Source organism: Streptomyces lancefieldiae (genome assembly GCF_031845825.1).
Taxonomy (GTDB): domain Bacteria; phylum Actinomycetota; class Actinomycetes; order Streptomycetales; family Streptomycetaceae; genus Streptomyces; species Streptomyces lancefieldiae.
The window spans coordinates 1-12,022 of sequence record NZ_JAVRFH010000098.1 but is presented as its reverse complement, the minus strand read 5'-3'; the positions used below and the strand labels follow the sequence as shown (position 1 = coordinate 12,022).

Below are 12,022 nucleotides of genomic sequence, written 5' to 3'. Positions count from 1 at the left end.
TGGTCGCGTCTACTTCCGCTGGCGCTGGGCGTGGGGGGGCTTCAGCGGCGCCCACGGGCCTCTCACCGCCTCGGGATACCAAAAATCGGTATCCCAGACGTGGTCTCAGCAGCGTGGGACCGTCGACCTGTACGACCCGTTTGAGGTGAAGGAGTGCCGGGTCGACGGCGGAGTGGAAGTCGAATGCGGCGGTTGGGACGTTCCGCAGCACGACTGAGCCAAGCCGTCCGCCGGCCCGCGGTCGTCGGCAGAACCTAGCTTCTGCCGACGGCGCGACCTTGGACACCCTCGTCGGCAACCCTGACGCCTGATCCGGATGTTGCAGGCAAGGTCGCGAGACTGAGTGTCGGCCCCTGGCCCGGGCGGCCACCACATAATCCAGGGAGGACACGTGACTGTACGAGTCGGTAGAAGTCTTGCCTTCATGGCCGCAACCGCTGTCCTGGCGGCGGGGGCCGCACAGGTACCCGCAAGCGCCACAGTGTCTGCAACGACGGCGATCGACGCCGTGGCTGCTGAGTGCATACCGTGGCAGGACGAGAACACGTACGGCATCAGGTGCTGGGGCTACTCAGGGAAGGTGCAGGCCACGGCCCGATGCAACGACGGGTCGCTCGTCTGGGGCCCATGGGTATCCATGAGCAACGGGGCAGGGTCTTACGCATACTGCGCAGGCAGGGGAGGGCTTAGCTCGGGTGAACCCCACTACAGCGGCTCAGGAGGCTGACAGCGCCCGGCCTTCGAAGGTCGGCGGCGGTCGAGACACCCTCCTCCGGCCGGTACCCGTCGGATGCTCCGATGGCCAGCCCGTCTGACCGTGTAGGCCCGGGTGCGAGCCGCTCCCGTCATGTCAGCCTCAGAGGTTCCGTTCGGGGAACGGTCACGGTGACCGTTCCCCGAACGCTTACGCAAAGCTCTCATTCCGGACGGGCAGCCCTTGACCTGTCGTTACGGGGGTTCAGAAACAGGCACTTACCTTGTCATTTATCCAGTTCGTCGGGGTTTCGTCCCCACCTTGTGGTGGGCGGGTCGGCTGTATGCCTCGCCGGTGGAGAGGACTCTGCCCACGTCGTGCCGGGTGGCGGGACGGCGGTTCTTCGAGCCGGGCGGCCTGCCTGGGCCGGGGCGGGACGGTTTCGGTGCGCCGGCCGGAGAGCCGGTCTTCGCGTGCAGGTTCCTGAACCCTCTGGCGGACGCGGGCGGGTGTCAGTTTGTTCGGCTCGGTCGGCTTCTCCCAGGGCCTGCGGAGGTCGGTGGCCAGCAGGCGTGCGAGCCGGAGCTGGGCATAGGCGGCGATCACGAGCCAGGTCCACCGGTCGGCCGCTTCCGAGCTGCGAAGCCGGGGCTTGGTCCAGCCTAGGGTCTGCTTGAACAGGCGGAATGTGTGCTCGATGTCGAAGCGGCGAAGGAAGACTGCCAGCAGCGGTCGACGTCCGGTTCGGTGGCACCGGTGCGCGACCACCACAGCCAGACCGGCTTGTTGACACCGCCGCTGGGCAGCTTCTCCACGACCAGGCGGATGACGGTGCCCTCGATGATGGGCAGCGGCCCGTCGTGGTTGAGCCATGCGGCCTGGCGGGTCAGCCGCGGGTGCAGCCGGTCCCACGCCTGCGCGTCGCCTTCCGTCGGTCTCCTCGTCGGACAGTTCCACCGGCGGCGGGGTCAGCGAGGACGGGTTGCGGATCTCGTCCGGCCAGCGCATCGCGTGCAGGACGATCGCCTCGCCCCTCACCCGGAGCAGGCCCAGGCGTTCCCGGCTCGACCAGGCGTAGCGGGCCACGGCCACCCGGCTGCTGCGCTCGAGGGCCTGGCGGAGCAGCTTGTAGGGTTTCGCCGCGACCTGTCCGTCGGGCTGGAGGTAGTAGCCGTCGCCGATGCGGATGGGGTCGATCGACTGCCACGGCATGAAGGCGACGATCTCGATGGCCTTCGCCGTGGGCAGGGGCAGGTCCCGTAGTTCCTGGTCGGTGACCGGTACGACGTGTTCCTGGGTGAGCTGGTAGCCCTTGCCGATCTCGTCGCTGCGGACCTCGCGGTCCTCCAGCTCGCAGATCTTGCGGGTCCGTACCCGGGCCATGTCTTCCAGGTGGACCTGGTGGAAGCGGATGCTGTGGTCCTCGGTCGCGCCGACCACGTGGATCGGCACGCTGACCAGGCCGAAGCTGATCGCGCCGGACCAGATCGTTCGGGGCATGGCAGACCTCCAGGACAGCCCCGAGCAGGGCCAGCCTACGAGGCGCCGGGCTGGGCGTCCTGCTGGGCGCCGACTCAGCGCTACCGGCACCTTGGAACACGCCGGCCTTGGGTGACGGACCCGGTGACGCCCGCGGGTGAGGCGCATCCACGGACAGGCCCGGGGGCCCTCGTCGTTGGAGCGGGCCGACGGGTCAGTGACTGCGGCGCGCCTTGTCGAGGGCCGACTCGAAGTCGATCTCGCTGTACTCGGTCCCCTGCATCTCGACGGCGACGCCTACGAGTGACCGGCGGAGGGCGTCCTTGGAGGCGGCGAAGGACATCTTCTGCTTGATCTTGGCCTCGTCCGGCGACCACGAGTAGAAGACGATCTTGTTTCGCTTGCCCGCTCCGTCCTTCTCGAACTCGAGGTCGTAGACGGCCCATCGGCACTCCGTCTCCGGCAGGTCCGCGATGAAGTCGTCGTATTCGGGGGAGCTGGAGGCCTTCTCGACGATGATCTCGGTGTTGTCCTTGCTGAGGTTGAAGATGATGTACCTGTGCTTCTTGCCGAGCTTCAGGGCCTGGTATTCCTGCAGGCACACATCGTTGATCCCGACACCCGATGCCATGACGTCCTCCACCCATAAGCAGTTGCGCTCCGCTTACGTATACTAACGGACTGTTACGTCTGGGGTGCTCACATCGGGCGCGAGTGCAACCGAACCGCCCCCTCGGGCCAGCGGCTCCCTTGCCGCAGCGGGAGCCACATCGTCCGCAGCGGCATCACCGCCACGCCGGCAGGCTGCTCCACCTCAACGTCACCGTCCAAGGTGCGCCAGCCGAGCCGCGTGTAGAGGCCGGCCACGTCCGGGCGGCAGAAAAGGATCGCGAACTCGGGCCCCAGCACTTGAGCGTACTCCAAGGCGCCGTTCACCACCAGCCGGGCAAGCCCCCGGCCCCGCTGATCCGAGGCAACGCCGACACCTCCCAGGCCCACCACGTCCATCCGGCTCTCGCCGACCGACAGCGGCAGGACGACCAGCCCGGCGTGGGCGACGAGCCGGCCGTCCACCCTGATCCCGAAGTGCTGATCCTTGAGCCTCCAGACCAGACCCCACCCGGCAACCCCGAACGGATCGGGGGCATCTCCGAAGATCTCGGTGTTGTCGTAGGCATCCAGGCGGGTCACGGTCAGTGCAGCGGAGTGCTGACGCTCGTTCATCAGGGAATGATGCCACCGATCGTGATCACGCTTCGGCAGTGACTGGTCTCAGCCAGATGCAGCGCGGTGGGGTCTTCACAAGGCAGCAGTGATCACCCCAGTCTGCCGCGAGAGCACGCCAACTGAAGTGGCGTCCTGGTAGGCGGCTTTCTGCGCGGCGGTGTGGCGGGCTTGGTCCTCCATCGGTCACGCCCGCGACCGGCCTTACAGACCAAACCGTGGTGCCGAGCGTTTCGGCGGTCCCGGGGAAGCCGCCGTGGCCGGCGGTTGCTGGGTGCCCGGCACGAGCGGGGCGTTCGGCACGGAGGGTGCAAAGTCCGCGCCGCAGGAATCCCGCCCGGAGCCGGCTTCCTGGCAGTCGCCTTCGCCGCCGTCGTCCTCTTCCTGGTCGATCTCGTCTTCTTCGCGTCCGCCGAACAGGGCCCGCCTGTTCAGCACTGGCATCAGGGCGCTGTCCTGATCAGCTCACGGCGGAGGTGTAGTCGATCTGCCTGTGACGGGCTCCGGCTTGCCGATGCGGGACCGCGTCAGGCCCAGAGACCGGATGCGGCGGCCTGCTGCCCGGCCCCGCCCCGGACCGGCGCGGTCTCGGCCTCGATGGGCGTGTCCCTCGCCCTGGCTCGGGCTTGCCGCGTTAGGGGAGCTTGATGGTGACGGTGGCGTGGCCGCTGGCGAAGGTTGGGTTGCCGATGTGGATGTCGATGCGGGCGGTGCCGGGGCTGGCGGTCAGGACCTCCGACAGGCGACCGGCCAGTGACAACACGCCCCGGCCGAGCGCCGCGGACCGAATGGCGCACGCGCACGGCCGGAGCACTGCCTCTTCGCCCGTAGAACGTGCTTAATTGCATTCCAGAGCGCCTGACACAGCACGTCCCGGCCCGCCTCCGAGCACGTGTCGGTGCCCGAGGGCTTCCGTCACCGGCTGTGTGCCGTGCTCCAGCGGAAGGCACCCACACGAGGTAGGGGCGGCCGAGCCACCAGGTAGTGGACCGGCCGCCCTGGATGGTGCGTGGTGGTCAGACGGTGGCGGCGAGCCAGCCGATGGTCTCGGTGGTGTGCTTGCCGTCGCTCTTGGCGGCGCCGGCGTACACCTCGTTCAGGCGGATGAGGAAGCCGGTGTTGGTGACGTCGTGGATGCGGATGCCCGGCGTTTCGGGGCCGTTGAAGGTCTGCGTCAGCGGGAGGACGACCACGCTGGCTCCCGCCGGGAACGGCGTCGGGAAGGTGACGCGGGTGAAGGTCGAGGTGTTCCCGCCGCTCGTCTCGATCGGGTTGTCGGACCTGAGGTCGATCTTTCCGGTCTGGATGAGGCTCATGGTCAGCTTCCTTTGTGTGTGTGGGGGGGGGTGCCTTGCCCGGCCGTCTGCAACGGCCGAGGGAAGGCTCGTCACCGGGTTGGTCGTTCATGCCGGACTGCCGCTAACGAGCGATCGGCTTTCAGCCAGCGCCTTGTTCCTCGTTGTGATGTCGGTTTGAGCGGGTCGGGTGCGCCCGCGCCGGCGCGGTTCGGGTGCCGTCCGGGGGCCCGCCGGCCCACTGCGAGGCTCGCTGGATCCTGCGGAGAGTGCCCGCCGCAGGAGGCGCCGGGGGTGAGGGCTGATGGTCGGCGGTGCGCCCTCGAGCGGGGTGTGTGGCGCGTCAGCGGTTGAGGACTGTCTCGATCTTGGTGGCCACCTGCTTGGCCTGGATGTCGCGGCCCTTCTCGTTGGGGTGTGCGTACCACGGGATCGGCTGGCCGAAGAGGTTGAGCTTGGAGGACTCCAGCAGGCCGCCGATGCCCCGGTTGGCGCCGTCGCAGGCTGTGTTGCTTCCGGTGTGGTCGTAGAGGTCGACGAAGTCGGCGAAGTCGTCCTCGGCGGCCTTCTTCATGACGTCGTTGAGCCGTTTCTGGACCTGGTCCAGGATGGGCAGCGCGTTCTTGGGGATGTCGGCGAACGGCAGTTCCGTCTGGTTGGGGGCCGCCTTCAGGCACTTGGTCGTGTCCTCGGGCACGAGCCTGGGGTAGCCGACCAGGACACGCTCCGCGTCCGGGGAGATGTAGCTCATGTCCTGGAGCATCTGCTCCAGTTCGAACTGGACCTGCCCGAGCTGGAAGTCCAGCCATGCCTTTCCGTCTTCCGACGTGAAGAAGTCCCGGCACTCGCCGGCCGGCTTGTCCGCATCCACCGGCTCTCCGGGCAGCAGCACTCCCTCGTCGCCCCGGAGCTTGTCAGAGCACTGCTTGAGAATGCTGGTGAAGCCCAGCGTGTTGCCGCCCATGCCGCCCACGACCAGCCGGGTGTCGTCCTTGAGCGCTTTCTGCTGCGCCGGGACCCTCCCGGCGCCGAAGGGAAGCGCCTGCTCCTGCCAGAAGTTGTTGATGAGTGCGCCTGAGCAGGAGACGTCCGACTGGACGTCGAGCGTGATGCCCTTGTCCGCCAGGCGCTGGGTGGCGACGGCGGGGTAGTTCTCCGTGGCCTGGAAGCACCAGCCTCTCTCGTTGTCCGGGTTGTTCACGGGAGTGATGCCGAAGTTGGCGGTGTAGGAGTCGCCGAAGAAGACGGTCGGCACCGGGTCGGCGGGCGCCGCGACGGCACCTCCCGCCGGAACAGCGAGCGCCAGGCAGCCGCCCAGCGCGACGGCCGCCGCGGCCAGCCGCCGCGCCCTTGGAGTTGTCGTCGTCTTGCGCATGGCCGAAGGCATGCCTGTGCCCTTTCGTCGGGACCCACGAGGAGAGGAACGGATCACTCCGCATCCCGGATCACGACGGTGGCAGACGGCCGGTCCCAGGCGGCGGGGGTGACCGGTCAGGTCACCCGCAGGGGGCATGCAACCCTCATTCCTCACACAAGAGGCGAACGGTGCACCCGTGATCGCACCGGGCCCGGGTGGTACATGAAGGCGCCGGGACTCCCAAGTGCGCTGTTCGGCACCACTTCATGCTGTGGATGAGAAGCGACTGCGGGAGTGCGCGGTGTCCCTGCGGGCAGAGGGACGACCGCCGGCACCCACGTCTCCGTACTGACCGATTCGGGCGGTTCCGACTCCGACCAGCCCTTCCACCTCATCGTCCCCTGACCTGAAGCGGGACCGGGACCGCAGTACGCCGGGTCTTTTCAGCCTCCGGGCCGCAGAGACCCGAGCCCGCGTGCAGTGGTCGCTCCCAGGAGCTCGGTGGGCAGATGCGATCCAGGCTGACCGCGACGTCCCAGGCCAGCGCGTTGGCGACCTCGCGGACGGAGTCCTCGTTGCGGGACCGCAGGACCCACCGCTTGCGTACGTCCGGGCGGTCCCCCAGCAGGCTGCGGAAGTCGTCGGCGAAATGGCCGCGGACCTCGGCGGCGCCGGGCGAGAGGTTGTCGCGGTCGCCGGCGGTCATGGTGGCCCGCACGCCCTCGTAGGAGCGCCGGCGTGCTTCCACCCAGTCGTCGGTCACTGCACGGGCCCACTGGCCGCGGCCGCCGACCGTCGCCTGCGGCTGGGGCACCTTGCTGTTGCCACGCGAAATGTAGGCCCGCAGCGTAGAGGCGGTGATGCCGCCGAGCTCGGCCATCTCCGGGACGCCGAGCAGCTGGCAGGCCCGAGGCGGGCCAGGTGATACCAGTGCGCCCTGTACCGCGAGGGCACGCGGCTCTACTTGTCACCGATGCTCCGCGCCCGTGAGACCCGCCGGGCGGGGGACGGTGCTCTGGTGGTGACCGGATCTCCGTGACGGGTCCCGGGCGGGCCGGTCGCGCTGCGCCTGTTCCGGTTTGGCCGTTTCACTCACACGGGCGGCGCACGGGGGAGTGGGTGACCGGGGCCGTTGCGGTCCGTTCGTCACCCGCTCCTGCTCAGGGCTGTGCTGCGGGGCCTGACCGTCGACTCCCGCGCCGTCCTGCCCGGGCTGCTTTGCGCCGCTCTTGCGCCCCAACCTGCGGTGTCTGCGGTGGGCTCCTGCCGCGCGCTCTCCTCACCCCCCACACCCCAGTACCTACCGCATCTAGACGATTACAGGTTGTGTTTGCGGTGAGACTCTTCTATAGCAAGCCCGAACTCCTGGCGCACAACTCCCGCTACGGGTCCGGCTGGTGCGGTGTCGTCAGCCGCCGTCGGCCCTTTCTGTTCCGGCGGCTGTGCCCCGGGGGCCGGCCAGCGTCCCGCCTGACGGGTGCCGGCCCTTCAGCGTTTCCCGGCACCGGGCGGGTTCGGTCGTTGGACAGCACCCTGGTAGGGACCGGATCTCCGTGAGGCAGCTGCTTGTGGTCCGGTGGCATGGGCACGGCGGTCGGGAGCCACGCTTCGGCCCGGCCTGCGATCAGCGGGCGCGTGTTCTGGACGGAGCCAGACGGCAGCTGCCTGCAAGGACTGATCTCTGGACTGCTGGGAAGGCGCCCGCCGGAACCCTGTGTCGTCCAGAACCGTGAAAGAAGGGGATGGCCATGGCCAGGCGAGCGGTCATCGTCCGTGACGAGCTCTTCACCGTCAGCTGCGACGTGATCAACGGCTGGACGGTTGTTGAGGTCGACGGCGAGGTGGACGTGCGCACGCACGCCGGGATCCGCAAGACAGTCGACCTGTTGCTCGGTGACGGGCACCGCGATTTCGTCCTGGACCTGTGTGCCGTCCCCTTCCTGGACTCGATGGGTCTGGGCATGGTCGTGGCGGTCACCAAGCGCATCCGGGCGCTGGAGGGCTCTTTGCGGATCACGTGCCCCTCGGCTCAGATCATCAAGGTCTTCAGGTCCGGCGGCCTGGGCGATGCCTACGAGTTCTACGACTCGCCACAGGAGGCAACCCGCCAGGCGCCGACGTTCGACGGCCTGGCGCACTGGCCCGGCCCCCGGCCCTGAGGGCAGCCGCGCCCGGCCATGAGAGCCGCCCGGCCAGGCATTGACACGGCGCAGCCGCCAGAGCGCCGGCACACCGGCGGCGAGCCAGGCGCGTGCTGTTGAAGCCGTCCGGATCATCCTGATGACCCGCCACCCGACCCGCACAACCACCCCGCCGCGCGGCCTGCCCGGCGCCTGACCCACGATCCCGCCCTGGGCATTTCGAGCACGCATGTGCAAGGCGAGTGTCACCCGAACGGCCTACGCGGTCCCGTGCCGGGCGTGCGGCGTTCACTCGTTCGGCCCATGCTGAGCGTGGTCCTTCTGCCGCCGCGCATTCCCGTGATCAGTGTTCCATCGGGAGGCATCGTGGTCGTGATAGCTCTGCTCGTGCCGGTCGTGCTGCTCCTGCTGATGTTCGCGCTGGACGCCTTCGAAGACTTCCTGTTCCCGCCACCACCCGCTGCTCCTGCGGAAGACAAGCCCGCAGAGGCCGCCGACGGCCACGATCACGCCTGACGCGTTCCCGGGGGCCGGCCACCGGCCGACCCGTGAATGAAGGAAGCCGGGTGAGGGCGGCGGCTTACTCCGTTGCCGGGCAGACAGGGTGCAGGCCGCCGGCATGTTCAACGCGTACGCCCGGGCGACGACACGGCTGCGGCAGCAGAACACAGGAGCCTCCTTTGAATGTCGAGCACCAGAGAGCAGGCATCCTGAAGAAGGTTCTTCCGAAGCCGACTGGGGGTCGTGACACTGAGTAACCGATGTTTGGCGAGCGGGTGTGGAGTGTGCCGGTGTTCTGGGGGCACGGGAGGTAAACGTCTGCGGCGCTTCGGAAGTGAGGCGGATCCATGTACCTTGCTGAGCAAAATGAGGGCCACGGGCCGCTTGCCGGCCGTCCGGTAGCCGTTCGTGCCTCGTTCGAGGGCGGCAGTGCGGAGATCGCGGGGGCTCGTGACATGGCCCGCGGCTTCCTCGCGTCGTTGCAGACCGTGCATGGACTGCCGGTGTCGGCGCGGGCCGTGGACACGGTGCAGCTGGTGGTGAGCGAGCTGGTGACCAACGCCCGCAGATACGCGCAGGGACCGTGCCTGCTGGAACTGGAACTGTGCGAGGGGGTGGTCCGGGTGCATGTGTGGGACAGCAGCACGACGCTGCCGTCGGTGCCGGCAGCCGACCCGGACCGCATCGGTCAGCACGGCCTGGAGATCGTGACGGCGGTGTGCCAGAGCTTCTGCGTTCACCGGGAACCGGTGGGCAAACGGATCACCGCCGCCGTCACGCTCGCCGACGCCCCGGGCGGAGACATCACCGGCCGCCAGGCCGTGGGAGCTCACAGCAGCGAGGCCTAGAAGCAGGGCAGCCGCCGTTGCAGAGCCGGGAACGCCTGCTCAGCCGTTCATCGACGCGCTGACCGAGTTGGCGGGCCGGTGCCGACCGGGGCGGCCTGTGGCTAGCCGATGAGGATGGAACGGGCGTTCTCAGGCCAGTTGCCGGCCGAGTTGCCCGGGCTGACGATGTCGAGCAGCTGGAACGACCCGGAGGGCAGGTTGTGCTCGTTGCTGGGATCGCAGGGAGCGTCGATGAGCATGACCGGCTGCTCCGTGTCGTTCTGGAACCGGTAGACCTCTTGCAGCATGAACAGTTCCTCGGTGTGGACCCTCTTGTACCGGGCGTCCTCGGGGATGGTGTGGCAGCCGGGGGCCGGGTCCTCCATGGTGACCTGGTACTCCTCTTCCTTGAAGTCGGCGTCTCCGCTGGGGTCGGTGTCGGTGAGCCTGTACATGTCCCAGGTGAGGGTCCCCTCGGCGGCGTGGGCGGGCGCGGTTGCGGACAGGAGCAGGGCGCAGGCGGCGAGCGGGGCGGTGAGGGCGGCGCGAAGGCGAACCACAGTCTTCTCTTTCCGTGAACGACTGATTACACACTGTTGGGTGCTTGGGCAGAGAACTACCACGAATAGGACGGACAGAAGAACGACGGCACCCCGCAGGTCGTGCACTGCCGCATCCGCTGCCCCGTGAGGATGGGCGGTAGCCGGGCTCGCCCTGGTGGCCGAACTGGGCGTGGCCGCCGCGACCGACGCCACGCCCGCCTACTTCTCGGTCGGCATCTGTGGTTACTTAGAACCTCTAAGGAATGCCCTACACAGTCTTGAGACCCACTCCGGAAGGTGAACGAACGCGGTTGCTGGTGTCCGGACGTGACCCTGACTGACCTCAACACCGGCTTTCGTGATGACGAGCAGCGGCGGCACGTCCAGAGGGTCATTCATGATCGCCTCGCAGACGACCGTGACCCGCAGGAATGCCGCTTCTTCATGCGGTTCTGGTGGCAGCTGGTCATGTCGTACCAAGAGGTGTCGATGGGCGAGCTCAGCCGGAATGCTGGCGGTCTGGCGCGCGCATGGCGTGGACCAGCTACTTCGCGAGGCCTTCGACCGAGGGACCTTGCTGTGCGGCATCAGCGCTGGTGCCAACTGCTGGGCCGAGGGCTCGCACACCGACTCATTTGGGCCACTGACCCACCTCTCCGATGGGCTGGGCCTGCTGTCCGGCTCGGTCTGCCCGCACTACGACAGTGAACCGGGCCGACGAGCGTCCTATCAGGCGGCTGTGGCAAGCCACGCGCTTCCGGCCGGCTGGGCAGTACAAGACGGAGTCGGCGCCCTTTTCATCAACGGTCATCTGACGGACTGCGTGACACTCGCACCTGAGGCTCTGCTGTATCGGGTGGAACCAGACACAGACAGCGGGGTTTCAGTACAAGCCCTGCCATGCCGTCTGCTCGCGCGAACACACCAGGTCAATCAGCGGGCGTGAACGGGTGAGGGGCCCGGCGATACCCGTCGGGTCAATTCGCCAGTCGAACTCTGGCCCGACCAGGGTCTCGGACAACTGCACAGCCCTGGTCAGAGGGCGGCGCAGGCGGCACACACAAGGGTGATCACACGATGTTCTGGCCCGCCGAACCCGCATCAGCAAAATGCCTGCTTCCGGGCCACTGCAGCAGGATCATCTTCCGGAGAAGGTGGAAACCGGCTCGTCCGTAGAGCTGTCTCTTGATCTTTTTGATGCAGTTCACGGCGCCTTCGATGCTGCCCGAGCTCCAGTACAGGGTGAGGACGGCGGTCACGGCGTCGAGGTCTCGGCGCAGGCCATGCTCGGCATCGCCCGGCTGCACAGCCTGGCCGTCACTGGATAGCTCACACCCCATACGGGACAACCTCAGTAGGTCAGCTCGGCGAGTGCGGGTCGATGATGTCGGCCGCGTAGTCCATGCCGTCGAAGAGGTAAGCGTGTGAGGCGATGTTCTCGGCTTCCACGGCCTTGCGCTCTTCGCGGATCCGGCGTGCCAGTTCGCTGTTGTACAGGTCGAGCACCTCCTCGATTGCCCCGCGCTCCCATCCGTGCGCGAGCAGGGCGGAAGTGATCTTCGCGCGGGCCTCTGGAGGGGTGTGAAGCGGCTCGCAGCCGGATGCGCTCATGCGGTCTGCTTCCAGTGCTCGGCCCGGGCCTTGTCTGTCGATCCGTCGGCCTCGCCTTGTTGGGGCGGTCGCGCACGGGCTCCTCGCCGCGCTTGCCGGGGCAGAGCTGCGGCGAGCGATGCGGCTGGGGCACCGACAGGGGCGGCGGTGCCTGGCGGCATTAGCTGTCCGTGCCGTCGCGGTCCGCCGCCGGCACGGTGATCATCGGCCGGTAAGTGGCGGTATCGGTTGGTTCGCCGACGGGTCGGCCGTCGGCTTCGACCCAGGCGTGGGCTCCGAAGGGTGTGGTGCGTACTCCGCTGCACCAGGTGGGCCAGTGGCCGCGCATCCGGCACAGCAGGGCGGTGGCCA

14 protein-coding genes and 4 pseudogenes are annotated in these 12,022 nt (G+C 68.1%); 5 read left to right on the top strand and 13 right to left on the bottom strand.

Going from position 1 to position 12,022, the window contains the following annotated elements:
* Positions 1 to 217 (top strand): hypothetical protein (locus tag RM812_RS39145; protein ID WP_311585267.1); only part of this gene is annotated, 217 nt, incomplete at its 5' end.
* A gap of 767 nt (positions 218 to 984) precedes the next feature.
* Here the strand turns inward: RM812_RS39145 and RM812_RS39140 are convergent.
* From RM812_RS39140 to RM812_RS39100, 9 genes and pseudogenes are all read right to left on the bottom strand, one after another.
* Positions 985 to 1,617: pseudogene (locus RM812_RS39140) on the bottom strand (NF041680 family putative transposase); the annotation flags it as partial.
* 7 nt (positions 1,618 to 1,624) lie between these two features.
* Positions 1,625 to 2,194 (bottom strand): annotated as a pseudogene (gene ku / locus RM812_RS39135) (non-homologous end joining protein Ku); the annotation flags it as partial.
* Positions 2,195 to 2,387: 193 nt separating this feature from the next.
* Complete coding sequence (locus tag RM812_RS39130) at positions 2,388 to 2,804, bottom strand: actin-binding ADF family protein (RefSeq protein WP_311585265.1); 417 nt, start codon at positions 2,802 to 2,804, stop codon at positions 2,388 to 2,390.
* Positions 2,805 to 2,872: 68 nt separating this feature from the next.
* A complete protein-coding gene (locus RM812_RS39125) occupies positions 2,873 to 3,397 on the bottom strand; it encodes a GNAT family N-acetyltransferase (protein WP_311585263.1) in 525 nt (174 codons plus the stop codon).
* Positions 3,398 to 3,601: 204 nt separating this feature from the next.
* Positions 3,602 to 3,841: a hypothetical protein gene (locus tag RM812_RS39120; protein WP_311585261.1), complete on the bottom strand. Its 240-nt coding sequence runs from the start codon at positions 3,839 to 3,841 to the stop codon at positions 3,602 to 3,604.
* Positions 3,842 to 4,031: 190 nt separating this feature from the next.
* A complete protein-coding gene (locus tag RM812_RS39115) occupies positions 4,032 to 4,160 on the bottom strand; it encodes a hypothetical protein (protein ID WP_311585259.1) in 129 nt (42 codons plus the stop codon).
* Positions 4,161 to 4,413: 253 nt separating this feature from the next.
* Complete coding sequence (locus RM812_RS39110) at positions 4,414 to 4,713, bottom strand: gp53-like domain-containing protein (protein WP_311585257.1); 300 nt, start codon at positions 4,711 to 4,713, stop codon at positions 4,414 to 4,416.
* A 322-nt stretch (positions 4,714 to 5,035) separates the two neighbouring features.
* Positions 5,036 to 6,079: an SGNH/GDSL hydrolase family protein gene (locus RM812_RS39105; RefSeq protein ID WP_311585255.1), complete on the bottom strand. Its 1,044-nt coding sequence runs from the start codon at positions 6,077 to 6,079 to the stop codon at positions 5,036 to 5,038.
* 361 nt (positions 6,080 to 6,440) lie between these two features.
* Complete coding sequence (locus RM812_RS39100; RefSeq protein WP_311585253.1) at positions 6,441 to 6,929, bottom strand: hypothetical protein; 489 nt, start codon at positions 6,927 to 6,929, stop codon at positions 6,441 to 6,443.
* A gap of 868 nt (positions 6,930 to 7,797) precedes the next feature.
* Between RM812_RS39100 and RM812_RS39095 the strand changes: the two genes are divergently transcribed.
* The 3 genes from RM812_RS39095 (at position 7,798) to RM812_RS39085 (ending at position 9,539) form a co-directional block, all read left to right on the top strand.
* Positions 7,798 to 8,208: an STAS domain-containing protein gene (locus RM812_RS39095; RefSeq protein WP_311585251.1), complete on the top strand. Its 411-nt coding sequence runs from the start codon at positions 7,798 to 7,800 to the stop codon at positions 8,206 to 8,208.
* 285 nt (positions 8,209 to 8,493) lie between these two features.
* Positions 8,494 to 8,706 (top strand): hypothetical protein, encoded by a 213-nt coding sequence (locus RM812_RS39090; RefSeq protein WP_311585249.1) that lies wholly within the window; start codon positions 8,494 to 8,496, stop codon positions 8,704 to 8,706.
* Between the two features lie 332 nt (positions 8,707 to 9,038).
* The gene (locus RM812_RS39085; protein WP_311585247.1) at positions 9,039 to 9,539 is read left to right on the top strand and encodes an ATP-binding protein; all 501 of its coding nucleotides are present in this window, start codon (positions 9,039 to 9,041) and stop codon (positions 9,537 to 9,539) included.
* A 101-nt stretch (positions 9,540 to 9,640) separates the two neighbouring features.
* Here the strand turns inward: RM812_RS39085 and RM812_RS39080 are convergent, their stop codons facing one another.
* Positions 9,641 to 10,078, bottom strand: a complete 438-nt coding sequence (locus tag RM812_RS39080) for a hypothetical protein (RefSeq protein WP_311585245.1) — start codon at positions 10,076 to 10,078, stop codon at positions 9,641 to 9,643.
* A 478-nt stretch (positions 10,079 to 10,556) separates the two neighbouring features.
* On the opposite strand from RM812_RS39080, the pseudogene RM812_RS39075 reads away from it, so the two are divergent.
* Positions 10,557 to 11,006: pseudogene (locus RM812_RS39075) on the top strand (Type 1 glutamine amidotransferase-like domain-containing protein); the annotation flags it as partial.
* A gap of 124 nt (positions 11,007 to 11,130) precedes the next feature.
* Here the strand turns inward: RM812_RS39075 and RM812_RS39070 are convergent.
* The 3 genes and pseudogenes from RM812_RS39070 to RM812_RS39060 all read right to left on the bottom strand — a co-directional run.
* A pseudogene (locus RM812_RS39070) lies at positions 11,131 to 11,343 on the bottom strand (hypothetical protein); the annotation flags it as partial.
* A gap of 76 nt (positions 11,344 to 11,419) precedes the next feature.
* Positions 11,420 to 11,671 carry a hypothetical protein gene (locus tag RM812_RS39065; RefSeq protein ID WP_311585243.1) on the bottom strand — a complete coding sequence of 84 codons (252 nt, stop codon included), beginning with the start codon at positions 11,669 to 11,671 and terminating at the stop codon, positions 11,420 to 11,422.
* Between the two features lie 160 nt (positions 11,672 to 11,831).
* Positions 11,832 to 12,022: lasso peptide biosynthesis B2 protein (locus tag RM812_RS39060; RefSeq protein WP_311585241.1), on the bottom strand; the 191-nt coding region annotated here is incomplete at its 5' end.